Origin of the sequence: Ulvibacterium sp. (assembly GCF_965228935.1) — a bacterium.
Classification (GTDB): Bacteria; Bacteroidota; Bacteroidia; order Flavobacteriales; family Flavobacteriaceae; genus Ulvibacterium.
The window spans coordinates 1,228,621-1,253,191 of the sequence record NZ_OZ245846.1; the positions used below are offsets into that span (position 1 = coordinate 1,228,621).

The 24,571-nt window shown below is 44.7% G+C and carries 20 protein-coding genes; 4 read left to right on the top strand and 16 right to left on the bottom strand.

The window, feature by feature from the left end; genetic code table 11:
• Positions 1 to 39: 39 nt before the first annotated feature.
• Positions 40 to 912, top strand: coding sequence for a 3-keto-disaccharide hydrolase (locus ACO06Y_RS05255; protein WP_422082780.1), 873 nt, complete (start codon positions 40 to 42; stop codon positions 910 to 912).
• A 7-nt stretch (positions 913 to 919) separates the two neighbouring features.
• Here ACO06Y_RS05255 and ACO06Y_RS05260 read toward each other — a convergent pair whose 3' ends face one another.
• The 10 genes from ACO06Y_RS05260 to rnpA form a co-directional block, all read right to left on the bottom strand.
• On the bottom strand, positions 920 to 1,702 hold the full coding sequence (locus ACO06Y_RS05260) for an SDR family NAD(P)-dependent oxidoreductase (RefSeq protein WP_422082781.1): 783 nt from the start codon (positions 1,700 to 1,702) through the stop codon (positions 920 to 922).
• Positions 1,699 to 2,586 carry an SMP-30/gluconolactonase/LRE family protein gene (locus ACO06Y_RS05265; RefSeq protein ID WP_422082782.1) on the bottom strand — a complete coding sequence of 296 codons (888 nt, stop codon included), beginning with the start codon at positions 2,584 to 2,586 and terminating at the stop codon, positions 1,699 to 1,701. Before ACO06Y_RS05265 ends, ACO06Y_RS05260 begins: the two co-directional genes overlap by 4 nt.
• A gap of 14 nt (positions 2,587 to 2,600) precedes the next feature.
• A complete protein-coding gene (locus tag ACO06Y_RS05270; RefSeq protein ID WP_422082783.1) occupies positions 2,601 to 3,632 on the bottom strand; it encodes a zinc-dependent alcohol dehydrogenase in 1,032 nt (343 codons plus the stop codon).
• Positions 3,632 to 4,561 carry a transketolase family protein gene (locus tag ACO06Y_RS05275; RefSeq protein ID WP_422082784.1) on the bottom strand — a complete coding sequence of 310 codons (930 nt, stop codon included), beginning with the start codon at positions 4,559 to 4,561 and terminating at the stop codon, positions 3,632 to 3,634. The genes ACO06Y_RS05270 and ACO06Y_RS05275 overlap by 1 nt, the downstream gene beginning before the upstream one ends.
• A 95-nt stretch (positions 4,562 to 4,656) precedes the next feature.
• Positions 4,657 to 5,475, bottom strand: a complete 819-nt coding sequence (locus tag ACO06Y_RS05280) for a transketolase (protein WP_422082785.1) — start codon at positions 5,473 to 5,475, stop codon at positions 4,657 to 4,659.
• Positions 5,476 to 5,509: 34 nt separating this feature from the next.
• Positions 5,510 to 6,631, bottom strand: coding sequence for a Gfo/Idh/MocA family protein (locus ACO06Y_RS05285; RefSeq protein WP_422082786.1), 1,122 nt, complete (start codon positions 6,629 to 6,631; stop codon positions 5,510 to 5,512).
• Positions 6,631 to 7,668, bottom strand: a complete 1,038-nt coding sequence (locus ACO06Y_RS05290; protein ID WP_422082787.1) for a sugar phosphate isomerase/epimerase family protein — start codon at positions 7,666 to 7,668, stop codon at positions 6,631 to 6,633. Before ACO06Y_RS05290 ends, ACO06Y_RS05285 begins: the two co-directional genes overlap by 1 nt.
• Before the next feature lie 178 nt (positions 7,669 to 7,846).
• Positions 7,847 to 8,560 carry a 3-keto-disaccharide hydrolase gene (locus tag ACO06Y_RS05295; protein ID WP_422082788.1) on the bottom strand — a complete coding sequence of 238 codons (714 nt, stop codon included), beginning with the start codon at positions 8,558 to 8,560 and terminating at the stop codon, positions 7,847 to 7,849.
• A 132-nt stretch (positions 8,561 to 8,692) separates the two neighbouring features.
• Positions 8,693 to 10,321, bottom strand: a complete 1,629-nt coding sequence (locus tag ACO06Y_RS05300; RefSeq protein WP_422082789.1) for a S41 family peptidase — start codon at positions 10,319 to 10,321, stop codon at positions 8,693 to 8,695.
• Positions 10,314 to 10,691, bottom strand: coding sequence for a ribonuclease P protein component (gene rnpA, locus ACO06Y_RS05305; RefSeq protein ID WP_422082790.1), 378 nt, complete (start codon positions 10,689 to 10,691; stop codon positions 10,314 to 10,316). The genes ACO06Y_RS05300 and rnpA overlap by 8 nt, the downstream gene beginning before the upstream one ends.
• A 135-nt stretch (positions 10,692 to 10,826) precedes the next feature.
• Between rnpA and ACO06Y_RS05310 the strand changes: the two genes are divergently transcribed.
• Both ACO06Y_RS05310 and ACO06Y_RS05315 read left to right on the top strand, forming a co-directional pair.
• Positions 10,827 to 12,677 carry a CBS domain-containing protein gene (locus tag ACO06Y_RS05310; RefSeq protein WP_422082791.1) on the top strand — a complete coding sequence of 617 codons (1,851 nt, stop codon included), beginning with the start codon at positions 10,827 to 10,829 and terminating at the stop codon, positions 12,675 to 12,677.
• A 3-nt stretch (positions 12,678 to 12,680) separates the two neighbouring features.
• On the top strand, positions 12,681 to 13,889 hold the full coding sequence (locus tag ACO06Y_RS05315; protein ID WP_422082792.1) for a succinylglutamate desuccinylase/aspartoacylase family protein: 1,209 nt from the start codon (positions 12,681 to 12,683) through the stop codon (positions 13,887 to 13,889).
• 50 nt (positions 13,890 to 13,939) lie between these two features.
• On the opposite strand, the gene ACO06Y_RS05320 is transcribed toward ACO06Y_RS05315, so the two are convergent.
• From ACO06Y_RS05320 to ACO06Y_RS05330, 3 genes are all read right to left on the bottom strand, one after another.
• Entirely contained in the window at positions 13,940 to 15,823 is a 1,884-nt protein-coding gene (locus ACO06Y_RS05320) for a M1 family metallopeptidase (protein ID WP_422082793.1), read from the bottom strand.
• Entirely contained in the window at positions 15,820 to 17,451 is a 1,632-nt protein-coding gene (locus ACO06Y_RS05325; RefSeq protein ID WP_422082794.1) for a S8 family peptidase, read from the bottom strand. Before ACO06Y_RS05325 ends, ACO06Y_RS05320 begins: the two co-directional genes overlap by 4 nt.
• A gap of 121 nt (positions 17,452 to 17,572) precedes the next feature.
• Positions 17,573 to 18,433 carry an MBL fold metallo-hydrolase gene (locus ACO06Y_RS05330; RefSeq protein WP_422084237.1) on the bottom strand — a complete coding sequence of 287 codons (861 nt, stop codon included), beginning with the start codon at positions 18,431 to 18,433 and terminating at the stop codon, positions 17,573 to 17,575.
• A 302-nt stretch (positions 18,434 to 18,735) separates the two neighbouring features.
• On the opposite strand from ACO06Y_RS05330, the gene ACO06Y_RS05335 reads away from it, so the two are divergent.
• Complete coding sequence (locus ACO06Y_RS05335; protein ID WP_422082795.1) at positions 18,736 to 20,589, top strand: cation:proton antiporter; 1,854 nt, start codon at positions 18,736 to 18,738, stop codon at positions 20,587 to 20,589.
• Here ACO06Y_RS05335 and ACO06Y_RS05340 read toward each other — a convergent pair.
• From ACO06Y_RS05340 to lepA, 3 genes are all read right to left on the bottom strand, one after another.
• Positions 20,576 to 22,219 carry a DUF4038 domain-containing protein gene (locus ACO06Y_RS05340; protein ID WP_422082796.1) on the bottom strand — a complete coding sequence of 548 codons (1,644 nt, stop codon included), beginning with the start codon at positions 22,217 to 22,219 and terminating at the stop codon, positions 20,576 to 20,578. The two genes, ACO06Y_RS05335 and ACO06Y_RS05340, sit on opposite strands and share 14 nt — an antisense overlap.
• 48 nt (positions 22,220 to 22,267) lie before the next feature.
• Positions 22,268 to 22,501, bottom strand: a complete 234-nt coding sequence (locus ACO06Y_RS05345; RefSeq protein WP_422082797.1) for a GTP-binding protein LepA — start codon at positions 22,499 to 22,501, stop codon at positions 22,268 to 22,270.
• Positions 22,502 to 22,637: 136 nt separating this feature from the next.
• The gene (gene lepA, locus ACO06Y_RS05350) at positions 22,638 to 24,434 is read right to left on the bottom strand and encodes a translation elongation factor 4 (protein WP_422082798.1); all 1,797 of its coding nucleotides are present in this window, start codon (positions 24,432 to 24,434) and stop codon (positions 22,638 to 22,640) included.
• Positions 24,435 to 24,571: the final 137 nt, after the last annotated feature.

A 24,571-nucleotide genomic window follows, 5' to 3' on the forward strand; every position in this document is an offset into this window, starting at 1 on the left:
GCAAATTCTTCATTCTGTAGAAACCTCAAATTAAATATAATGATTCGTTATAGTTCCAGCATATCATACCTCGTTTTCAGCCTTTTTCTATTTTCTTCCTGTGCCTCACAGAAGACGGCAACTTCCGATGAAGGTTGGAAAGCCTTGTTCAATGGAAAAAACTTGGAGGGATGGACGACCAAGATCCATCATTACGAAGTAGGGAAAAACCACGGCGATACCTTTCGTGTAGAGGATAGCATTATAAAAGTGCGTTATGACCAATATGAAGGGGATTTCAATGACCGTTTTGGACACTTGTATTATGATACGCCCTACTCGTATTTTCATTTGCAGCTCGATTACCGTTTTGTAGGGGAACTCCACCCTGGGGCTCCAAGCTATACCTTGAAGAATAGTGGTGTAATGTTCCATTCGCAAGATCCCAGAACAATGCTTAAGGAGCAAAACTGGCCCATTTCGGTGGAGATGCAGTTTTTGGCGGGTATTGAAGCCGGACAATCCCGACCTACGGGCAATATGTGCTCTCCGGGTACCGAAGTGATTTTTGAAGGGGAACTTTACCCTGGGCATTGTATCAGTTCCAACTCCAAGACCTATTATGGTGATCAATGGGTCAGGGCCGAGCTCATTGTACGAGGGGATTCCCTGGTTACCCATATCATTAATGGCGAAAAGGTGTTGGAATATACCCGACCCCAGATCGGAGGTGGGGTGGTAGAAGGATTCGATCCGAAGATAAAGAAGGACGGACAACTTTTAAAGGAAGGCCTTATTGCCTTACAGAGCGAAGGCCAGCCTATTGATTTTAGGAATATAAGGATAAAAAACTTAAAAGGATGTAGGGATCCAAAGGCCAAGAATTTTGGGAAACACTACATCAAGGCGGACAATAAAAAATGTGTGTATTAAAACGGATTTAGCACAGATCCTCGGGATATTTGCCGGCCGTCATCCAACCGCCATCCACATTGATCGTTAGGCCATTGATATGGGAAGCTTCATCCGAAAGGAGAAAGAGGCAGGCTTTTGCAATATCCTCTGGAGTTCCTACGCGACCATTTGGATTGAGTTGGGACCAGGTTCCTTCGTAATCGGGTTGTTCTTCCTTGGTCCGCTCCGTTAAAGTGGCCCCCGGAGCAACGGCGTTTATTAGAATGCGATGTTCTGCCAGTTCATAGGCCAAATTGATGGCCATCATTCGTAGAGCGGCTTTGGTCATGGCATAGGTGGTCAAATGGCGATAGGCCCGTAAACCCACTTGGGAGGACATCAAAACGACTTTACCTCCCGTACCTTGTTTGATCATTTCCTTGGCCGCGCGTTGAACCAAGAAAAAGGCACCCTGCATATTGAGACGTGTAACCTTTTGAAAGGATTCCGGCGTAAAGTCCAAAAAATCCCCAAAAAGTGTGATGCCTGCATTTGGGACTATAAAATCGATTTTTCCGAATCGCTCTTTGGTAAAATCGACCATTTCATTTATAAAGGTTACATCTCCGGCATCCCCGGAAAAGGGAAGACAGCTGTAAGGATATTTGGCATTAATTTTATCGGAAGCGGTTTGGGCCTTATCTTCATCTATATCGTTTAGGATAATCCTCGCTTCGGCCGCCGCCAAAAGCTCTACAATGGCATAGCCAATACCCTCACCGGCTCCGGTTACTATGGCTACCTTATTTCGCAAACCCGAGTATTTCATGCACTGTCCTTAAAATAAGTTATGGGCGTACCCTTTACTTGGGACTCATATACAAAGAGCCCGCCACTTAATGGAAATTCTTCCAACTGACTTTGCGAAAGACCGCTCCTTGCCGTGGTAATATACAAGGTTTTTAAATCATTTCCACCAAAACAACAGGAAGTCACATGAGGAGCCTCAACTTCTACCTGCTCTAATACCTCACCGGTATTTGGGTTCCATCTACGAATACAATTTCCGCCCCAATGGGCAATCCAAAGCATATCTTCGCTATCGATGCTCATCCCATCCGGCCCACCAAATTCCCGGGGAATAGAAAAAGCGACTTGTTTGTTCGTGATTTCGCTGGTCGCGATATCATAATCGTATCGCCAAATTTCATATGCGGTGGTATCTATATAGTAAAATGCTTTTTGATCGGATGTCCATGCCATACCATTGGAAATGGAAGTATCTGCAATATGTTGGGTAGTATTCATTTGAGGGTCTACCCGATAAAGGTTGCCCATTTTTGGGGCAGCTTTTTTATGCATACTCCCTATCCAAAAATTGCCATTGGGATCAACCTTACCGTCATTATACCGCATTTCTGGATTCGCATTTTTGAGCACCGGAAGCCTAATCAATTCTTCGTTGGCTAAATTAAAAGTGGCCAACCCGGATTCCAGGGCCAAGAGCACGGTTCCATTATCAGTAGGGACTACGGCTCCCAGCATTCCGTCGAAAGTCCATTGTTTGTGCTCACCTTGGGTTTGATTAAAGAAGTGTAAACCATTTCCCTCGATATCTACCCATAGCAAATGCTGTTTTTTCCAGTCCCAAACCGGGCCTTCTCCCAAAATGGATTTGGTGTCCAACAATAAGTGGGCATTAGCGGTTTTCATATCACATTCTAAAATTAGGAAGGATATAATAATATCTTTAATGATTTTTTTTGTTCCATCAAGTCAAACCCCTTTTGCCAATCACTGAGCGGCATACGGTGAGAGATGGTGTCTTCCAAATTAATGTTTCCTTGATTAATGATTTCTACCGCCCGATCCCATGTGGCCCGAGTATAGCCTACAGAACCTTTGATGTTCAATTGTCGAAAGGCCGTCAAATCAAAAGGAATGGTAATTTCCTTGCCAAAATGGCCCACTTGCACATATTGGCCCAATGGCCTTAAGGCAGTAAGACAATTGGCAACCGAGCCTTGTGCCCCTGCAGTCTCAAAGGCGATATCTACACCTTTTCCTTTGGTCTCCTGTTGTATAACTTCCTGCAAGTCCTCAACATCGACCATTACGGTAGCATGTGCGCCCCACTCCAAAGCGGTTTTGAGCTTATGCTCGTCCTCACGAGTCCCCGCAACAATGGTTTTTAAACCTTGGGCCAATAACAATTTCAATAAAAGCATCCCGATAGGGCCTGGACCGGAGAGCAGAACGGTATCCCCAAATTGCACATTGGCGATCTCGCCCACGGCACGTACGGCAACGGCAAAAGGCTCTACCAAAGCCGAAACATCATCGCTTACATGGGCTGCCGTGGCATATAACTGATCCGGACGTGCGACCACATATTTAGTGAAAGCACCATTAACACCATGTCCCATACCGCGTCTGGCCCTACAGAACATGAAGTCACCGCTATGGCAATACTCACAATCATTACAAACAACGGTAAGTGCTCCAAGCACACTAAAACGCCCCCCAAGATCGATACCCTCGGTATTGGGCCCTTTTTCAACGACCCGTCCGGAAAACTCATGGCCCAAGATTACGGGAGGGTAGTTTTTAAAAGTGTCGTGGTAGACGTGTAGATCTGTTCCACAAACGCCACAAGAATTCACTTCTAAAACCACTTTGCCCTTTTCCACTTTTGGGTCTGGCATGTCCTGGAGGCGAACATTGCCCTGTCCTTTATCGTATTTTACAAGTGCTTCCATCACATAAGAATTTTAGTTGCCTTTTCTACAATATCCTTCGCCCTAAGACCATAGAGGTCCATTAACTCTTGGCTCTGACCCGATTCCCCAAATGTATCCAGTATTCCCACACGATGCACGGGGCAAGGATGGTTTTCCGAAACAACACCGGCAACAGCCTCCCCTAAACCTGCCAAGATGGAATGTTCCTCTGCGGTTACAATACCTTTAGTTTCCTTGGCCGCCTGGATAATGGCGGATTCGTCCAAAGGCTTAATGGTAGGCATATGCAGCACCCTTGCGGAATACCCTTCCTTTTGAAGCAAATCCGCAGCTTGTAATCCTTCGCTTACCATAATTCCTGTAGTGATTATGGTGACATCGGATCCCTCTCGTAATAATTTTGCCTTTCCAATTTCAAAATCTTCATGAATCTCGGGAACTACGGGATATTTATCCCGTCCAAAGCGCAGATATACCGGGCCGTGCATATTTGCTGCGGCATGCGTGGCCAAGCGGGATTCTTCATAATCCCCTGGAACGATTACGGTCATATTGGGCAATGTCCTGGCCATTCCGATATCTTCATTGGATTGATGCGATGCTCCATCTCCCCCGGTAGTGATTCCGCAATGTGTTACCCCAATTTTGACATTCAACTTTGGGTAGGCGATACTACTTCGCATTTGGTCTCCCGCCCTACAGGTGGCAAACACCCCAAAGGTAGAGGCAAAGGGAATAAAACCTTCCAAAGCCAGACCGGCGGCCGCGGAGAGCATATTTTGTTCCTGAACACCACAATTGAAAAAACGGTCGGGAAAAACGGCCTCGAACTGTTCGGTCAAGGTTGCTTTGGCTACATCCGAATCCAGGACCAAAACCTTTTCGTTCTTCTTGCCAAGTTCTATGAGGGCATCGGCATAACCTTGCCTCGTTTGTTTGTATTCCATGTTTTAAGTTACTCAGTAATCCGGTTATTGCGTTATTTTATTTTTTAAGATTTGGAATTTGGAATTTGGAATTTGGAATTTGGAATTTCTTCAACCTATCCCAACTCCAGTATGGCCTTTTCAAAATCCTCTTTACCCGGAGGTTTGCCATGCCATTCGGCCTTGCCCTCCATAAAAGGCACCCCCTTGCCCTTAATGGTGTTGGCAATTATCATTACAGGCCTATCCTCCTTTTTTGCTTTTTCAATAGTACCGATGATGGCTTTAAAATCATGTCCGTCGATTTCGAAAACTTTCCATCCAAAACTTTCCCATTTGGGAATCAAGGGATCCAAGGGCATCACTTTTTCGGAATACCCGTCCGTTTGCAGGTAATTTCGATCCACGAACCCGATAACATTGTCCAATTTATATTTGTTGGCGAACATGGCCGCTTCCCAAACCTGTCCTTCCTGGATTTCGCCATCTCCACAAAGGATATAGTAATAGTGGCCTTGCTTTTTAAGTTTGGCTCCCAAAGCCATACCTACCCCAGTAGAAATACCTATGCCCAGAGTACCTGTACAAGCATCGATTCCAGGTGTTTTGGGTTGGTACGGATGACCCTGAAGATGGCTCCCGGGACGGCGAAATTCCAACAAATCCTCCTTGGGGAAATAGCCAGAGTCCGCCAATACCGCATATATAACAGGGGTACAATGCCCTTTGGAAAGAATGAAACGATCGCGCTCCTCCCATTCGGGATTTTTTGGATTGTGTTGCATCAAGTGGTAATACAGGGCGGTGAGGATATCCGCCGCGCCAAGGCTCCCACCTACATGTCCGCTATTGGCCCGATAGACCATGGATACAATCTCCCTGCGGATTTCACGGGCCTTGTTTTTGAGGAATTCATGTTTTTCTTGATCTAGCATAGGTATCATTTCTGGTTTTATCGCTGCCCCAAAGTTAAAGGGTTATCCACTTTTCTTCTTTTGCCGATTTGACCACGGCGTCCAATACTTCCTGACATTTTAGTCCGTCATAAAAGTTGGGAACCACGGAGGTATTTAGGGCAATACCGTTTATTAACTTGGAAAATTGGTGTACAAAAGTGTGTTCCCACCCAATGATATGTCCCGGAGGCCACCAGGCATTAATATAGGGATGACTATTTTCCGTGACCAAAATAGTTTTAAAGCCCTGCTCTTCCTTGGAATCTTTCAGGGAAAAATACTGAAGCTCGTTCAATCGCTCTAGATTAAAAATGAGACTACCCTCGCTCCCGAAAATTTCGAGCCCCATATAGTTCTTCCGTCCGTTGGCAAAACGTGTTGCATTGAAGGAGCCCACCGCTCCATTTTGAAATCGGGCCATAAACAGGGTGGCGTCGTCCGCTGTTACCGTGCCCGTACCCTTGCCATCGGTAAAGGGCCGTTCTTTGATAAAGACCTTTTGGAGCCCCGTAACGGCCTCGAACTCACCCAGGAGGTATCGAGCCAAATCAACAATATGGGCGTTCATATCGCCATGGGCACCGGAGCCGGTAGTTTTTACATCGTGCCGCCAGACCATGGGGAATTTTGGATCTACCAACCAGTCTTGAAGGTAAACCGCATTAAAATGGTGTATTTTTCCCAATTTCCCATTGCTGATCAACTCTTTTGCGAGGGTCAAAGCAGGTAAAAAGCGGTAATTGAAAATCATCATATGTACGATTCCCGCCGTTTCCGCCTCCTCGTACATTCGCTTGGCCTCGTCCACATTAAGGGCCATCGGTTTTTCACATAGCACATGTTTTCCTGCCTTTATGGCCCCCAAGGCTACGGGAGCATGTAGATTATTAGGGGCACAGATATCCACTAGATCCAACGCATCGTTCCGTACCAGCCGCTTCCAGTTGGTTTCCTGGTTTTTCCATCCGTATTTTTGGGAAAATTCGGCAAGTTGTTTTTCATTGATGCTAGAAGCCGTGTGTAAAACGGGAGTAGCCTGCAAATCAAAGAAATGGGGCAGTCGCAAATATCCATTTGAATGGGCTTTGCCCATAAATTGGGTTCCAACGATACCGATGTTGATTTCCTTTGCCATTAAATACCCAAAATTGTCTTGTTGAGGTCTTTATCCGTTTCACTTTTGGCGAAATCGTCAAAGGCACGTTCCGAGGCCTTGATGAGATGTTCTTTGATAAAGGGCGCTCCTTCCTTTGCCCCTTGCCCTGAACTTTTAACACAACACTCCCATTCCATAATGGCCCAACCCTCAAATCCATTCAGGGTCAATAAAGAGAAGATACGTTTAAAATCCACTTGACCATCCCCAAGGGAACGAAACCGGCCGGCACGCTGTTTCCAATCCTGATAACCTCCATAAACACCCGTCATGCCATCCGGTAAAAATTCGGCATCCTTTACATGAAAAGCCTTGATACGATCCTTGAAGATTTTGATGAAATCGATATAATCCAATTGCTGTAGCACAAAATGGCTGGCGTCGTAGGTAAGACAGGCCGATGGATGTCCTTTGGTCTCTTCCAGAAAGCGTTGGTAGGTAGCACCGTCATAAAGGTCGGAACCGGGATGTAGCTCATAGCCAAAAGTGACACCATTTTCATGGGCAAAGTCGAGGATGGGCAACCATCTTTTGGTCAATTCCCCAAAAGCATCGTCTATAAGGCCCGCCGAACGTTGGGGCCATGGATAGATGTAGGGCCAGGCCAGGCCACCGGACATTACGGAAATATTGGTCGTGCCAAAATGCAGCGAAGCCTGAACTGTTTTTTTCAATTGCTCCGTGGCCCAGACCACACATTCCTGCGCGTTCAATCCTTTGGGATAGAAGCCTTGAAACAGTTTTTGGTAGGCCGGATGCATGGCCAGTACCTGCCCCTGGAGATAAGAGGCGAGCTCGCAGACCGACAGCCCTTTCTCCTTTAATTTGCCCACGTATTCATCGGCATAGGTTTGGGAAGAGGCCGCTTTGTCCAAATTGAACAAACGCTTGTCCCAAGTGGGGATTTGAACGCCCGTATATCCTAAATCGGAAGCCCATGTCGCCAGGCCTTCAATGGTGTTAAAGGGAGGGGTGTCATCCGCGAATTGGGCCAAAAAAATTCCAGGTCCTTGCATTATCCGCAATTTACCGAGAAGTTACGGAATTTGGAAATACGATTTTGTCGGAAATGTATCGGATTATGATGTACGGGATGCCGCGGAATTGAATCTTGCGACCATGGGAAATGACCTTTAAGGCTTTGATAGCGGAAGAAACCCTGAAAACCCTTTATGCAGATATTCAAAAAAATGTTTAAAGTTCTTTTATTCGAATGTTGCGATAATAGACCCTTTGGCCATGGTGTTGAAACATGATATGTCCCTCTTTATCGGAGTGAAAGTCTGGGTTTTCCTTGAACTTACTTTCTGAAAGCAAGGCTTTCATTTCCGGACTGTTCATTTCGAATTCAACCACTTTGTTTCCATTGAGCCAATGGGCTACATGGCCGTCCTTATGCAATAGTTTGGCCCGATTGAACTGTCCAATGGGCTTCAATTTCTTGTTTTTAGGCGCTATCAGGTCATAGACCGCTCCTGCTGACCGGACAGCCAACGTATCGTAAAAATGTTGATCGTCCAAGACCTGTAGTTCAAAATTATCCAGCCAATTGGGGCTATTGCCGTTATTCGATTCCATGGATAAACTTTCCTGCATATGAAAGAAGACACCGGAATTGGCCGCTGTATCCACGGCCCATTCATACTCCAATTCAAAATTCTTGTATCGTTTCCTGGTAATCAAATCCCTGTTGGCCGTATCGGGATTGGCGATCAACACCCCATTTTCCATATTCCAGACACCTTGGGGAAATTCCTTTATCCCATAGCCCCGAAAAGCGTCCGTAGAGGTGCCGTCAAAAAGCACGATCCAATCCGTTTCCGCTTCGGTAGTGCTTTTTGATTTTTTGGAATTGTTACAGGAAACCAATACTAATGCTACAAGAGCAAAGCACAGCGATTTTTTCATTTCGGTCAAAATTTTCATTGATGTAGACCCCTTCAAAAAGGGTCGTGTCAAGATACGGAATTCTTATCTCCCAAGAATGTCGCCTTTGGTGTATTTGGGTAAAAAAACCATTGCGGGGCACTTGTTTGGGGTCTATTCCAAAATACTCCGATACTTGCCCGCGTTCCCCAATAATTCCGTTGCCGTTAAAATGGCCTCATCGTGATGTAGGTAATAATCGTACAATCCTTCACGATAGAAATAGCGTTTTATGATCTCGTCCTCCAGTTTTTTCTGGATTTCATTCTGAAAGGTCTCCAAGGCCACAATTTTGCTCTTTTCAATATCCAGCAAAAGTGTTTTGAAATCGTTCTCTATGGTGGTATTGTAAATCGTTTCCTCACGATCCGTCATGGTTGCCTTTAATACTTTTTCCGTTTTCGTCTCAAAAGAGAAGTCGCTTTGTTGTACATAATCCATGAAATTCCCGTAGTCGGTACCGGAAAATGAAAAGGCATCCACATTATCCACCTTGTTATTGTAATAATAATCCGTGGCAAAGTCGAAGATAACATGATCGCCCAATAAGGCGGAAGTAAGCTCATTGGCCTTGGTGGCCGCTATCTCAACATCGGGCATTACCCCACCACCGTCCTTTACCTTACGGCCGTTGCGGGTGGTAAATTCATTGAACGTCGTATTTCGTACGGCATTACCGGCCTCATCCCGGTTCCAGTAATCCAAGGATTGAATACACCTTCCGGAAGGGGTGTAATAGCGACTAATGGTCACTTTCAATTGGGTGCCGTAGGTCAATTTCAATGGCCGTTGCACCAGGCCTTTGCCAAAACTCCGCGCCCCCATAATCACGGCACGGTCCAGATCCTGGAGACCGCCGGAAACAATCTCGCTGGCAGAGGCACTACCCCCATCGATCAAGACTACCAAGGGAATTTCGGTATCCACCGGTTTGTTCTTGGTCTTATATTCCCGGTTGAATTTTTTCACCTTACTTTTTGTGGTTACGATAAGTTCGCCCTTATCCACAAAGAGGTTGGTTACATTGATGGCTTCGGAGAGCAGTCCGCCGGGGTTGCCACGAAGATCTAAAATGATCTTTTCCGCGCCCTTGTCCTTTAAATCGACCAATGCCTCCTTTGTTTGACCGGATGCCTTGGCATTGAACTTCGCGAGAACAATATACCCGGTTCTGTCATCGACCATTTTGTAAAAGGGTACGGCATCCACTTCCACGGCCCCTCTCTCAATGGTGGCCGTTAGGGTCTCCCCTTGCCTCTTGTAGGTGACTTTAACGGAAGTATTATTTGCCCCTTTGAGAAGCTCACTGGCATTATCATCAAAGTCTGCAACGGCAATATCGCCAATTTTTATGATTTCGTCCCCAGCTCTGAGACCCGCCTTATCGGCCGGATAACCCTTATACGGTTCCACAACCAGTAATTTGTCCTTATAGGAACGCACCAAGGCCCCGATACCGGAATATTCCCCGGCATTATTGATCTTAAAGGCTTCTACATCCTGCTCGTTCAGAAATTTGGTATAGGGATCCAGTTCGTCCAACATATTTTTGATTGCCGTGTCCATCAATTCTGCCGGATTGGTTTCGTCCACATAGTTCATGTTCAATTCCTTGAACAAGGTGGTAAAGATTTCAATCTGTTTTGCGATTTCGAAAAAGTCACTCTTAAAGCCGCTTCCTGCAACCAAAATGACCACGGCCAATACCGGTATTAAAATTCTCCTTTTCATCAATTTATTCATCGCTTATTGTATTGTTAAACTTTTGAAGTATCGTCCGGATACGTTCTTCCACCATATCGTAATTCGGCACTTCTTTCCCAAGATATAAAAATAGAAACGCAAAGTTTCCCTCACTATTGTTAAAAACCATGGGTTTGTTCAACCTGTAGGCCTCGCGTAACAATCGTTTTATGCGATTGCGCTTTACGGCACTTTTGAAGCTTTTTTTGGGGACGGCGACCCCCACCTGTATTTTGACATCATTGGGCAATTCGGTTTCGAGGTAAATCAGTTTTACCGGATACTTGGTGATGGCCTTACCTTTTGTGAACAAGGCATCGAACAATTTCCTGCTTTTTAACTTCTCTTTTTTTGGGAATGTAAAGGACATGATCCTGTAAATGTAAAAAGAAAATCTACAGCCTATATTTTATGACATTTGTCATACCCAGGGGTAGGAAAGGGTCTTATATTGTACTACTTTTACTTATTTCTGTAGCTATATTGTACACCTAAATTAATACGAATGGGAGAATTACAAGTAGAAAAATTGTTGGGAAACCCCGATAAAATCCAATACATAAATCAATTGATCAAGGATATCCACGCTCTGGAGAAGCTTCTAGAAAATGATGCTTTTGAAAAGAACGTTACACGCATAGGCGTGGAGCAGGAATTCTGTTTGGTCAATAAGCATTGGGGACCATCCGACAAGGCCTTGGAAATATTAAAAGAGTTGGACAATAACTATTTTACTTCCGAACTGGCGCTGTACAATCTAGAAATCAACCTGGATCCCCTGGAATTGGGAAACACCTGTTTTTCCGAATTGCATGAGAATTTGAAAGCACATTTGGAAAGGGTAAAAAAGGTTGCAAAAAAGTACGACAATAAAGTAATGCTTACGGGAATTCTACCAACCATTGAAACCCGACACCTTCAGTTGGAGTATATGACCCCACTGAAAAGATATAAGGTACTTAACGAGGCTATAAAGGATATTCGGAAGGACGATATTGAACTTCATATCAAGGGAGTCGATGAACTGAACCTTAAGCATGATTCCATACTTTATGAAGGATGTAATACAAGTTTCCAGGCCCATTTACAGATAGACCCGGACGACTTTGCCAATACATATAATTGGGCCCAGGCCATTGCAGGCCCGGTATTGTCCATTTGCACCAATTCTCCATTATTAATGGGCCGCGAACTTTGGGAAGAGACCCGAATTGCACTTTTTGCCCAAAGTGTGGATACCAGGGCCAGTACATTTATCCTCAATGAAAAGGAGGCTCGTGTAGGCTTTGGAAACGACTGGGCCAGGGGCTCTGTTGCCGATTTTTTTAAGGATTCCGTTATCCGATTCAGGAGCCTTCTAACTACGTCATTTGAATCGGATAGCCTTGCTGAGATCGAGGCCGGAAAAGTACCGAGGCTCAGGGCTCTAAAGTTGCATAACGGCACGGTTTATAAATGGAATCGGTTGTGTTATGGAACCAATGAGGGCCTACCGCATATCCGCATAGAAAATAGATATTTACCATCCGGACCTACTACAGAGGATGAGATTGCCAATATGATGCTTTGGGTAGGACTTATGATGGGAAGGCCCAAGACCTTTGATAATATCCATACTAAAATGGACTTCAAGGATGTAAAAGGTAATTTTTTCAACGCTGCCCGATATGGAATGGCCGCCCAGTTCTATTGGAACGGAGAACGGATATCCAGCCATGATCTGTTGTTGGACCATCTCTTGCCCATGGCATTTAGGGGACTTTACAGCATGAAGGTCGAACCTGCGGATGCGGAACGTTACCTTTCCGTAATTGAAAGAAGGATTCGTTCCAAAAATGGTTCACGATGGATGGTAGAGGGATTTCGAAAATTGAAGAAGGACCATAAAACACCTGATGCCCTGAAGATTTTAACGGCTACTATGTACGACAGGCAAGAAAAGGGATATGACATCGATGCGTGGCAACTTCCTCGGGGAGATGAATACAGGACCCGAAAAAAACACAGAACGGTCGGAGATATTATGAGCACCAAAATTATCACGGCCCAACAGAGTGATAGTGCCGAATTGGTATTGCGGATGATGCAGTGGAAGAATATTCATCATGTCCCTATTTTGAATCCGAATATGGACTTGAGCGGGTTGCTGACCTGGACGGATGTAGGACACTTTCTTGATGAGCCGGAAAAGCTGGAAGAACGTATAGAAAGTATAATGGAGCGGGATTTGATTACGACCACGGAGGACACCCCGATAAAGGAAGCAAAGAGTATCATCAAATCCAACCAGATCAATTGCCTGCCCGTTGTAAAGGGCAAAAAATTAATCGGGATTCTAACATCCAACGACCTATAATCAATGATCCAAGTCCTTAAACCGGAACATAAGATTCAGACGAAAAGGATTATTGGCCACATTGAAGGAAAGGAAAAAGGGCCAACACTCCTATTTTTTGGCGGGATACATGGGAACGAGCATTCCGGTGTTCTGGCACTGGAGCACATTTTCCAAAAACTAAATAGGGAATCGTTCCCCGTTAAGGGTAACCTATTTGGTATTCGGGGCAATATTCCGGCCCTACTTGAGGAAAAAAGGTATATCGAGAGCGATTTGAACCGAATGTGGATTAAATCGAAAATCCTTGAAATTCAACAGAAGAAGAAATCGGAGCTAACGATCGAGGAGAAGGAACTGTTGAAGGTATTGGAGATAGTTTCTGATATTCTCGTCACCAAGGAAGCCCCTTTTTATTTTGTGGATCTCCATACCACCTCCAGCAAGACCCTTCCCTTCATTACGATCAATGATGCCTTGATCAACAGGAAGTTTTCGAGGCTTTTTCCAGTTCCGATTATCTTGGGCATAGAGGAATATTTGGAAGGCCCCCTTCTGAGCTACATCAATGAAAAGGGCTATGTTTCGTTGGGCTTTGAATCTGGGCAACACAATGAGTTGAACGCTATAAAAAATAGTATTTCCTTTCTTTGGCTTTCCCTGGTATTCAGTGGAGCCTTGGATAGGGAGGCCCTGCCTGATTTTGAGGAGCATTTTAGACAATTGCAAAAAAGTGCCCAAAACAACACGGATTTTTATGAAGTAGTGCATCGACATGCCATCCAGAAATCGGACGGATTTCACATGATCCAAGGGTTTCGAAGTTTCGAGAAAGTACCCAAAGGGACACTTTTGGCCAAGGAAGGCGAACGGGAACTAAAGGCGATCAAGGACACTATTGTTTTTATGCCCCTTTATCAGGAACAGGGGGAAGAGGGCTTTTTTCTTATTCGTAGAATTCCAAAATGGGCCTTGTCCTGGTCAGCCTTTCTACGTAAAATAAAAATGCAGGCTTTTTTATCCTACTTGCCGGGGATTTCTTGGAAAGACGAACAAAAACAAGTTCTTCTGGTAAACCTCAGAGTGGCCAAATTTTTGACCAAACCCTTTTTTCATCTTCTAGGATATCGCAATAGGAGGCTGGACAAAAACCGTATTCTTATGCAGAACAGGGAGCGTACGGCCAAAAATGAAATTTACCGGAACGAGTGGTGGTATAAAACCAGGGGGTAATATCATACTTTTGATGCTATCCGGTGCCTTGGTATTGTTATCCCTTCTTTCTAGGGGCCCTCTGCCGCCCAAAAATTATTTTCGCCATTTATATCCGCCATTAATTGTGATGGATCGATCATAACCCCCTTGATCGAAGAGATTGGTTTATCGACAGTAAACTCATAGGTAGGGAAGGCCCAGGGCCAATCGGGAAGAACGGTCCGACTCAGATGGGCATAGGGATTTTCTTTTTCACCCCGCATCATCCTAAGCGGGGCATAAAACGTTTCTTGTGCCCCATCGGCATAGACGACCAGAATATCCAAGGGCATGGGCATATTGCCAATGCGTTCCAGAACTATTTTGGTCTTTCCGTCCTCCTCTATTACGTCCTTAATACCATAGTCGATAGTATTGGTTGTTTGCGTCCAGTCGGTTAAATACCAATCCAGCTCTATACCCGATACTTTTTCGGCCGTTCTTTTGATATCATTGGGAATCGGATGCTTAAATTTAAAATCGGCATAATATCTTCGAAGCGTTTCCATCAATTTGTCCTGCCCAATAATATAACCCAATTGGGACAGGAAAACGGAGCCCTTGCTGTAGGCCGAAATGCCATAGGCATAATTGAGGTCATATCGGTCGGCATGCGTGGTCTGTGGTTGCTCCTTACCGGATAGGGCCAGGTTGTAATATCCGTTATATGAGTCTTGAAGCGGATTTTCTTTTTTGGGCCCCATGATTTCATTCATGCATAAGGTTGAAATAAAAGTGGTAAAGCCCTCATCCATCCAAGCATGCTTGGACTCGTTTGTAGCCAGTGCATGTTGGAACCAGGAATGGGCCAACTCATGTACCATAACCCCAACCAGGCTTCCAAATGAACGTTTCCCCGTTATTAACGTACTCATGGCATATTCCATACCTCCATCACCACCTTGTACTACGGAATACTGATTGTAGGGATAAGCCCCGATGTTTTTGCTGAAAAAATCCATGGCCTCTACAGTCTTGGGCTGTAGATTTTTCCAGTTTTCGATAATTTGCGGATCTTTTTTGTAAAAGAAATGCAGCGTTGGCCCGTTTTCCATGGGGAGGGTGTCATGAATGTAATCCGGGTCGGCCGCCCACATAAAATCGTGTACCATGGGCGCCTTAAAATGCCAGGTGAGCGTTTTACCTTTTGTTCTGCCCACTTTTGTACCGGGAGTTTCATAGCCGTGACCTATTTCCTGGGGATTTTGTAAATATCCAGTCCCGCCCACTACGTATTCCTTATCGATGGTCAATTTAACATCAAAATCGCCCCACACCCCGTAAAATTCGCGTGCGATGTACGGATCGGCGTGCCAGCCTTCAAAATCGTACTCCGCCATTTTGGGATACCATTGGCTCATGGATAGGGCTACGCCCTCATTGCTATTTCTTCCCGCACGCCGAATCATTACAGGTACCTGACCTTTGAATTCCATTTCAAAAGTCGTTTTCTTACCTGGGAGGATAGGTTTGGCCAAATCTACCTCCAAAACGGTGCCTTCCTCCTTATATCTTACCTTGGCCCCATCCTGCTTTAAGGATACCGCGTGTAAATAACCCATTTCACTTTCGGAAAGGGTCGCAATACGACTTTTTTTATCCGTTGTGGTCATTCTGCCATCCGGATCGCTGATGTTTTGAAGACGTACATCCATTTCGCTTCCCGGTTGGAAAGCATTGAAATACAGATGGTAATAAACCCTATTTAGGGTGTCCGGTGAATTGTTGGTGTACACGAGTTTTTGGGTGCCCGAATATTGGTAGCTTTCCACCTCCATGGCCACCTCCATGGTATAATCTACATGTTGCTGCCAATAGCAGGATGCACTCTGGGCGACCACAAAACTTCCGGAACCGATCAGGAAGAAAAGAAAACCGATAAATCGTTCTTTTTTATGCAATAGTTGTCTCATAGGTTAATTTTTCCCCTGGAAACACCTTCGGCCATGATTAAGGCGTTGTAGGCGTTCGCTATTTTTCCAGAAGTTGAGATTTCGCCCAGTTTGGCCGATTTTTCAGTATCTCCCCCTAAAATAACAGCTGTTTTTACCGGAAGGCCAGACTCCAGGATAATATTTTTTACTTGACTGGCCTTCAATTTTGGATATCTGGATCGAATCAATGCGGCGATACCTGCCACAGCAGGAGCGGCCATCGAAGTACCTCCGTTGAAATCGTATTCATTGTTTGGCATCGTTGAGTAGATTTTGCCTCCTGGGGCAAAAATATCCACGTTGTTTTTGCCATAGTTGGAAAATGAGGACACCATTTCAGAACCGTATCCGGAGTCCAGTGCACCCACCGTAATCATATTATCCGCTATTTCGGGGCCGTTCCCGACTTGATCATTGGGAAAGTTGGGATTGCTGGGGTCATCCAAATCGGCACCATCATTACCGGCAGCGTGCACGATGAGGACATCGTTCTGTGCAGCATATTTTATGGCCTCGTACACCCAATCGGCATTGGGCGAAAAGGATTTCCCAAAACTTGCATTGATAATTTTGGCACCGTTGTCCACGGCATACCGAATGGCCAAGGCAATATCCTTATCATATTCATCGCCATTGGGCACGGCCCTGACGCTCATGAGCTGTACATTGTTGGCCACCCCATTTACTCCTTTTCCATTGTTACGCTCCGCTGCGATTATTCCGGCCACATGGGTTCCATGGCTTTCATCCTCGAACCTATTTTTCGGATTTCCGTTTCCATAGCCCCGATCATTAAAATCATACGGATCGTCTCCCACCACTTCTCTTCCGTTAAAGTCCTTATTGAGGTTATAATTTACCTGATCGGTGAAGTGCTTTATGCCTTCCTGTAGATTTTCCATTACCTCTGGAATGCTATCGTCATAATTATACATTTGCATAAGGATGCCAACACTCTGTTTTAGGTTTTCATCCTCAGTTTTTATGGCAACAATGTCCTTTTTGGTATAGGCATCTTTCTTCAAGTGCTTTTTTACGACCTCATCGGAGTTTTTCACTGCTTGGAGAATTTGCTCGTACCGCTGTTTGTTTCCCAACGCTTCCTGATATTCTCCGTCCAGTTTTGTCTTGGCCTTGGCCTGTAAATCGGCGTCTCCTATTTTGAGCCTGAGGATACGGGCAAATTCCAACTGTTCATTATAGGATTCGCCCAAAAAATTATAGCCGTGAATATCATCCACATAGCCATTTTTGTCATCATCCTTGCCATTTCCAGGTTTTTCATCGGTGTTGACCCAAAGAACATCATCCAAATCCTCATGCTTTAGGTCCATACCCGAGTCCACCACCGCAACGATTACCGTTTTTCCCTTTTTGTTCCTTATGATTTCTTCATAAGCTTTGTCCACGCTCATACCCGGAATGGTATCGGTCACAAGATCGGCATGGCCCCAAGTCTTTTTTTCTTGTTCGGAAAGCTCCGCTATCTTTAAGGGAATGGTATCTATGTTTTCGATTGGTGTGGATACCATACTTGTGGCACCACAGCCCATGATCAAAGTTGCCAGTAAAAACCCTAAAATGGATTTGGAAAAATCTATAGTCATATATTTAATTTTAAGTTAGTGTACTTTATTGCAATACTATCCTTTTTAAAATTGTGTTTTCAATTTATAGCTCCATACGAGATAAAATAGCCCCTTTAAGACCAAAACGGATAAAATGGTCTTAATCAAAAACTTCATCAAATCTAAATGTTTTGCCTAGGCGTATCCCCTTTTCGGTGGAGCGTAAGGTACAAATTTCATTATGGGCATCGTGTTCAAAGAACAAATAATAGCCCATTTCGGTGGCCGTTTCCAAGACACTTTTCTTTTCCTTCAGGGTAAGCAATGGCCTAGTGTCATACCCCATGACATAGGGTAAGGGAATATGGCCTACCGTAGGAATAAGATCGGCTGCGAAAATCAAGATTTTATCCTTGTACTTAATATGTGGGATCATTTGTTTTTCCGTATGCCCATCCACAAAAAGGATGCCGAAACCAAACTCTGAGCGCGGCGTAAATTTACTTTTGTCGTGCCGGACAAATTGTAACTGGCCGCTTTCTTCCATGGGCAAAAGGTTTTCCTTTAGAAAAGAGGCCTTTTCCCGATCATTGGGTTTCATGGCCCATTCCCAATGCCTTTTGTTGGTCCAATAGACCGCATTCTTAAAGGATGGCTCATAACCTGTACGGTCCTTGTTCCATTGGATACACCCGCCACAATGATCAAAATGGAGATGGGTGAGGAAAACATCCGTAATATCATCGCGATGGAACCCTAGCTTTTTTAGGGATTTGTCAAGACTATGATCGCCCCAGCGATAGTAATAACTAAAAAATTTATCGGATTGCTTGTTGCCCATGCCTGTGTCTATCAGGGTCAATTGATTATGATCTTCGATCAAGAGGCTGCGCGCTGCAATATCGATCATGTTATTGTTATCGGCAGGGTTGGTCCGGTTCCAAAGTGATTTTGGCACCACCCCGAACATGGCACCACCATCCAATTTAAAGTTTCCCGTTTCTATGGGGTAAATTTTCATTAAAATAAAATTTCCGGACCATTTTGCCTTCTTCTTTAGGACGGGATAGGTCTTTTGTGATGCCAAAAATAGAAAACTTCGGCATAATAGAAGGCTAGAAATACCGATTACCGATTTAACGCCCCAATATAAGTTCATATTACTGAACCAGATATAGGATGAAGTGACCTTATTAAGTCTATAATACCTCAAGGGACTCCGATTCGTATCGGAATACTATGTTCCTTAATTTAAGTGTTCGGATGTCAAAGTTTATGGGCTTGCTCCCATATAAATTAGTATTTTAGCCCAAAACCGGTTCAATGCTAGAACTTGCGGGTATCATCATACTTGGAATCATTGCCCAATGGGTGGCGTGGCGTCTAAAATTGCCGGCCATCCTACCCTTGATTCTTATTGGTCTTTTGGTAGGCCCTATTGCTACCTTGTTTACCGAAGATGGAAGTAAGCTGATCGAACCGATTTGGAATGGGAAAAATGGACTTTTTCCAGGTGAGGGACTGTATTATTTTGTTTCCTTGGCCATAAGCATTATCCTCTTTGAAGGGGGATTGACCTTGAAACGTTCGGAGATCAGAAATGTGGGGCCGGTAATCACAAAATTGATTACGTTGGGCTCTACCGTAACCTTTTTTGGCGCAGGCCTTGCAGCGCATTATATTTTTGATCTAAGTTGGCAAATTTCATTTCTGTTCTCTTCCTTGATTATTGTTACGGGACCAACGGTCATTACACCGATTCTTAGGAACATTCCCTTAAAAAAGGACTTATCCGCCATCTTAAAGTGGGAAGGAATCCTTATAGACCCCATTGGGGCCTTGGTCGCCGTTTTGGTGTTCGAATTTATAAGTGTGGGTGAAGGACAGGCATTTACCAAAACGGCTTTGGTGGAGTTTGGTAAGATTCTCCTTTTTGGTGTCACCTTTGGATTTACTTTTGCCCATGGCCTGGCCTTTGCCATTAAAAAGAATTTTATACCACATTATTTATTGAACGTCGTCTCTTTGTCCGTGGTGCTATTGGTTTTTGTTGAATCCGATGTTTTTGCGCACGAATCGGGGCTTTTGGCAGTAGTGGTCATGGGGATGGTCATGGGGAACATGGATCTTCCCAACCTAAAGGAATTGCTTTATTTTAAGGAGTCTTTAAGCGTTCTTTTGATATCCATTCTCTTTATTCTGTTGGCCGCCAACATTAATATCTCCGACATGGAGCTGATTTACAACTGGAAAACGGTTACCCTTTTCTTGATTATCGTTTTTGTTGTCAGACCATTGGGCGTTTATTTGAGTACTTTGGGATCCAATTTACGGTTCACTGAAAAGATGTTCATCGGTTGGGTGGGCCCCAGGGGTATCGTAGCGGCGGGTATTGCCTCCCTTTTTGGATCTAAACTTATTTTTCGAGGGGAACCTGGAGCGGAATACATTACACCTTTGGTGTTTATGATCGTTTTGGGAACCGTATTGCTCAATGCCACTACGGCACGGCTTTTTGCCAAACTGGTCGGTGTCTTCCTTTTGAAATCCGATGGTATTCTTATCATTGGATCATCAAAATTTTCCAGACTCATTGCCACCTACCTACAAAGGAACAATAGACATGTGGTGCTCATAGACAATAACCAGACCAATATAGAAAAAGCCAAAAAATCCGGCCTGGAGGCCATGGTCGCCGATATCTTTTCGGATACACTCACCGATAATATTGAGTTGAACGATGTGGGTTACCTAATGGCCCTGACCGGCAACTCCGACATCAATAAATATGCCATTGAAAAATTCAAAAAACAATTTGGCGAGAACGGATCGTTTCGTTTGGTGAATTCCGATGAGATGAATGATCCCGAGAACAATCCCAAGGAAGGGCTTTTTTCACATACGGACGATTTCATTAAGCTTATGGAAACGGCCAGGGAATATCCATCCATTCAGGAAATAGACCTCAAGGACCAGGAACATTATGAAGGCCTCATAGAGATTACCAAGGCGGACAAGTACATTGTACCCATTTTTTTGAAGACACCGGATGGCAATCTCGAAATCATATCGTCCTTTAGCAAGGAACTCACCAATATAAAAAAGGGATATAAACTGGCGTATCTGGGCAAAAAGTTCGATGCCGAACCGAGTATTGTCGGGGTCACTCCCGGGTAATGATAAGGATCCAAGGGTCTTTGCTGGGTGCTTTGAACGTTGTTTTGGTGGCCTTGCCCAATTGTTTTATGACTCCCGTTTTAGGATCCACCCATCGATAGTTTAAAGTACTGGGAACATCTGGGATTTGAATTTCCCCCCCTTCATTCAAATAAGAAATATACAGTTGACCCTCTTTGGCCAACAAAGGCTTGCCGTTGGCCAAATCCCATCTTTTTTGGATATCCGTCATATCAAGGCCATGGAGTATTTTTCCAACGCGCCCTACATATTCCGAACCTTTCAGTTTCAGTGCCCCTTTCCAGGACAACGGTTGGTCTGTCCAAGCTTCCCAGCCTTCTTCCTTAGGAGACACTTTCCACTGCCAAAGACAGGCCGCACCGTAAACTACCCCCATGGTACCTCCATGCATCAACTGCATCCAGGCCTCCTCACCTTGCCACCAACCGAGTCCGTTTTGGCCTGCATTCATGCCCTCATAGGTGGGCTCTCCGTTGGCGACCGCCTTGGTAGGGAGGTTTTGGTACATACGCTCTACCTTATGGTATAGGTGCTCCCCGCCGTGCCCGGTTTGGGCCCATTGAAAATCCAGCCATTTCTCTGCTTGATGGGTCTTGTTAAAATGCATGCAGTGCTTATCCGGGTCATTTTTGGCCCATGTTGCGATATAATCATCGCAGGGATTATAATGTAGCCCGGTGGGTTGCTGGTAGCTGTCCCAAAGCTGAAGCATTTCCCCACTTTCCTTTACTCCGGGATCGTTGGCATCATGATCCCCCGCAATCAACCAAAATGCCGGATAGCTTCCATAACGTGCCAAGAGATATTTTACATAGCGTACATACTCATCCGGATTTATTTTTGTGCCCAGAACTTGTTTGCCCTTCCAACCGAAACCATGGAAAACAGGTTGATGGACGGGAACTATTTCATGATCCAAAAGAATCTGGACAAGGCCATCATAATATTGAAAATAATCCGGGTTCATTTGGTTGATATGGCCTTCCGACAAATCCCGGAACGCACGTTTAAAACCTTGATCTGTGTTGCGCTCGTCCGGCCCTTCTGCTTTCATGTCGGGTTGAAGCGTCATCATAAGGGCCGTATTGAAGCCCTTTTCCTGTCTGTCCTTGGCATAGATTTCTACTTGCTCCTTGGTAGCCCTAAAAGGAATGCCCCATGGGGTATCGGCCACTACCAAAAAGGATTTCCCGGATTGATGGACAACATTGCGATATCCCTTGGACATCTTGAGAAGCCCATTTGCCAAAAGCTGGTTATCCCCGGCATAGGGAATGGAAACGAAACTTCCTATTCTGCCATGTAGACTGCTGTCCACTTGGTTGGAGGCATATGACTTCCACTGCCAAATCGTGCCGGTATCTGGTGGGGTGAACCGTATTTTCCAAGTTTTGCCCCCATCCCAAAACGCCGGTCTTTTTAAGGAGTCCTTATTTTGGTTGGTAAAGACCGCCCAAACTTCTAAATCCGTATACGGGTTTTCATAGGTCAACTCCGATTTTAGGGTGATTTCATAGATAGTCCACTGCTGGATACGTTGTGGCTCCTCTTGGGCATTTAGGATAATGACAAAGAGAATTTGGAAAACCAACGCTAATGGAAATTTCATACCAATTGTTTTGAACGGTATGAAGTTATGAAAAAAACAGTGGCCTTGTTATCCGGTGAAAGGCTGGACTTTCCAAGTGGTAATCGAAATGTCCTCAGGGAGAATTTCGTAATCGCCTCCGGCGACCATTCGATAAAAATGTATCGAGGATTCCCGTTTTATCTTATCTTCCAATAAGGATTCGTCTATTTCACCACCTTCCTGACGCCAGGTAAATATGGAGTTTTGTTCAATCTGAATAAGGCGATGCTTTGCTGTAAATTGTGCGATATACGTGGTCATGATAGGGGAACATGAATTTGGGTTTTCTGCATTCAAAACAGGAATTCCAAGCAAAAATTGCGATTTACCTGTTAAATGTTGGCAAAGACACCTAAACTGTTGTAAGATTCGAGAACCGGAAGTTAAAGGGAATTGCCTAATCGTTAAGTTTCAATACGGCCATAAAGGCTTGCTGTGGAATTTCTACATTGCCTACCTGTCGCATACGCTTTTTCCCTTTTTTCTGTTTTTCCAACAGTTTTCGCTTACGGGAAATGTCCCCACCGTAACATTTGGCGGTTACGTCCTTTCGCAAGGCCTTTACGGTCTCGCGCGAAATAATTTTGGATCCTATGGCCGCCTGTATCGGGATATCAAATTGCTGTCTTGGAATAAGCTCCTTTAATTTTTCGCACATTTTTTTCCCAATGTGCTGCGCATTGTCAAAATGGATCAATGCGGATAGGGCGTCTACGGGCTGGGCATTCAACAAAATATCAACCCTTACCAATTTGGAGACCCGCATTCCTATGGGGGCATAGTCGAACGAGGCGTATCCCTTGGAAACGGTTTTTAGGCGATCGTAAAAATCAAACACAATTTCCGCCAAGGGCATATCAAAGGTCAATTCCACACGTTCCGTGGTCAAATAGGTCTGATTGGTGATTTGTCCCCTTTTTTCTATACACAGGCTCATAACGTTGCCTACGAAATCGGACTTGGTAATTATAGTGGCTTTAATATAAGGCTCTTCTACCCGATCTAAAGTAGAGGGATCCGGCAAATCCGATGGGTTGTTCACTATAATCGGGGTTTCCCTATCCTTTGTCGTAAAAGCATGGTAGCTTACGTTCGGTACAGTGGTAATGACCGTCATATCAAACTCACGTTCCAGGCGCTCCTGGATAATTTCCATGTGGAGCATGCCCAAAAATCCACAACGGAAACCAAATCCCAAGGCCGCGCTACTCTCTGGGGTAAAGACCAAGGAGGCATCGTTCAATTGCAATTTTTCCATGGAAGAACGGAGCTCCTCAAAATCTTCCGTATCCACGGGATAGATTCCAGCAAAGACCATGGGCTTTACATCCTCAAACCCGGCAATGGCGTTTTTGGTAGGGTTGGCCGCATCGGTAATGGTATCGCCCACCTTTACCTCGCGGGCATCCTTTATCCCGGTAATCAAATAGCCTACATCTCCTGTTTTTATGATTGCCTTCGGTTGTTGGGTCAGTTTTAGGGTTCCAATTTCATCCGCGAAGTAGTCCTTGTCCGTGGCCACGAACTTTATTTTTTGACCTTTTTTGATTTCACCATGAATTATCCTGAAATAGGTCTCTACCCCCCGAAAGGGATTATAGACCGAATCAAAGACCAAAGCTTGTAGGGGTTCGTTTGGGTTACCTTCAGGGGCCGGAACGCGCTCAATTACGGCATTTAGGATATCCTTTATTCCAATTCCGGTCTTCGCGCTTGCCGGAATCACTTCTTCGGGCTTGCAGCCCAATAAGTCTACGATATCATCGGTTACTTCCTCCGGATTGGCGCTTGGAAGATCCACCTTGTTCAAAACCGGAATAATCTCGAGGTCATTTTCCAAGGCCAAATATAAATTACTAATGGTCTGTGCCTGGATGCTCTGGGCGGCATCCACTACTAACAACGCCCCTTCACAGGCCGCAATGGATCGGGAAACCTCATAGGAAAAATCTACGTGGCCGGGGGTGTCTATCAAATTTAAGATATAGTTTTCACCTTCATACGTGTATTCCATCTGGATGGCATGGCTTTTAATGGTAATACCGCGTTCGCGCTCCAAATCCATGTTGTCCAGCAATTGCTCCTTTTTTTCACGCTCGGTTACCGATCCGGTAAAGTCCAATAACCTGTCCGCCAAGGTACTTTTGCCGTGGTCTATATGGGCGATGATACAAAAGTTTCTTATGTGCTTCATTTGTAAGATTCCCTGAGCAATCGGGGTTTTTAAGGATACTTTTCTTTTTTCATCTATATGGGCAAAAAACAAGCCCAAAGCAGCTGCAAATATAGGTTAATTTATACAGCTTAATTCATGCGGCACGTATTAATTAA

Coding starts and splice junctions, on each gene's coding strand:
- ACO06Y_RS05335 (WP_422082795.1), top strand. CDS start 18,736: ATGCTAGAACTTGCGGGTATCATCATACTTGGAATCATTGCCCAATGG.
- rnpA (WP_422082790.1), bottom strand. CDS start 10,691: ATGTCCTTTACATTCCCAAAAAAAGAGAAGTTAAAAAGCAGGAAATTG.
- ACO06Y_RS05280 (WP_422082785.1), bottom strand. CDS start 5,475: ATGCTAGATCAAGAAAAACATGAATTCCTCAAAAACAAGGCCCGTGAA.
- ACO06Y_RS05325 (WP_422082794.1), bottom strand. CDS start 17,451: ATGACTATAGATTTTTCCAAATCCATTTTAGGGTTTTTACTGGCAACT.
- ACO06Y_RS05290 (WP_422082787.1), bottom strand. CDS start 7,668: ATGCAAGGACCTGGAATTTTTTTGGCCCAATTCGCGGATGACACCCCT.
- lepA (WP_422082798.1), bottom strand. CDS start 24,434: ATGAAGCACATAAGAAACTTTTGTATCATCGCCCATATAGACCACGGC.
- ACO06Y_RS05320 (WP_422082793.1), bottom strand. CDS start 15,823: ATGAGACAACTATTGCATAAAAAAGAACGATTTATCGGTTTTCTTTTC.
- ACO06Y_RS05300 (WP_422082789.1), bottom strand. CDS start 10,321: ATGAATAAATTGATGAAAAGGAGAATTTTAATACCGGTATTGGCCGTG.
- ACO06Y_RS05255 (WP_422082780.1), top strand. CDS start 40: ATGATTCGTTATAGTTCCAGCATATCATACCTCGTTTTCAGCCTTTTT.
- ACO06Y_RS05265 (WP_422082782.1), bottom strand. CDS start 2,586: ATGAAAACCGCTAATGCCCACTTATTGTTGGACACCAAATCCATTTTG.
- ACO06Y_RS05295 (WP_422082788.1), bottom strand. CDS start 8,560: ATGAAAAAATCGCTGTGCTTTGCTCTTGTAGCATTAGTATTGGTTTCC.
- ACO06Y_RS05270 (WP_422082783.1), bottom strand. CDS start 3,632: ATGGAAGCACTTGTAAAATACGATAAAGGACAGGGCAATGTTCGCCTC.
- ACO06Y_RS05285 (WP_422082786.1), bottom strand. CDS start 6,631: ATGGCAAAGGAAATCAACATCGGTATCGTTGGAACCCAATTTATGGGC.
- ACO06Y_RS05340 (WP_422082796.1), bottom strand. CDS start 22,219: ATGAAATTTCCATTAGCGTTGGTTTTCCAAATTCTCTTTGTCATTATC.
- ACO06Y_RS05310 (WP_422082791.1), top strand. CDS start 10,827: ATGGGAGAATTACAAGTAGAAAAATTGTTGGGAAACCCCGATAAAATC.
- ACO06Y_RS05330 (WP_422084237.1), bottom strand. CDS start 18,433: ATGAAAATTTACCCCATAGAAACGGGAAACTTTAAATTGGATGGTGGT.
- ACO06Y_RS05345 (WP_422082797.1), bottom strand. CDS start 22,501: ATGACCACGTATATCGCACAATTTACAGCAAAGCATCGCCTTATTCAG.
- ACO06Y_RS05315 (WP_422082792.1), top strand. CDS start 12,681: ATGATCCAAGTCCTTAAACCGGAACATAAGATTCAGACGAAAAGGATT.
- ACO06Y_RS05275 (WP_422082784.1), bottom strand. CDS start 4,561: ATGGAATACAAACAAACGAGGCAAGGTTATGCCGATGCCCTCATAGAA.
- ACO06Y_RS05260 (WP_422082781.1), bottom strand. CDS start 1,702: ATGAAATACTCGGGTTTGCGAAATAAGGTAGCCATAGTAACCGGAGCC.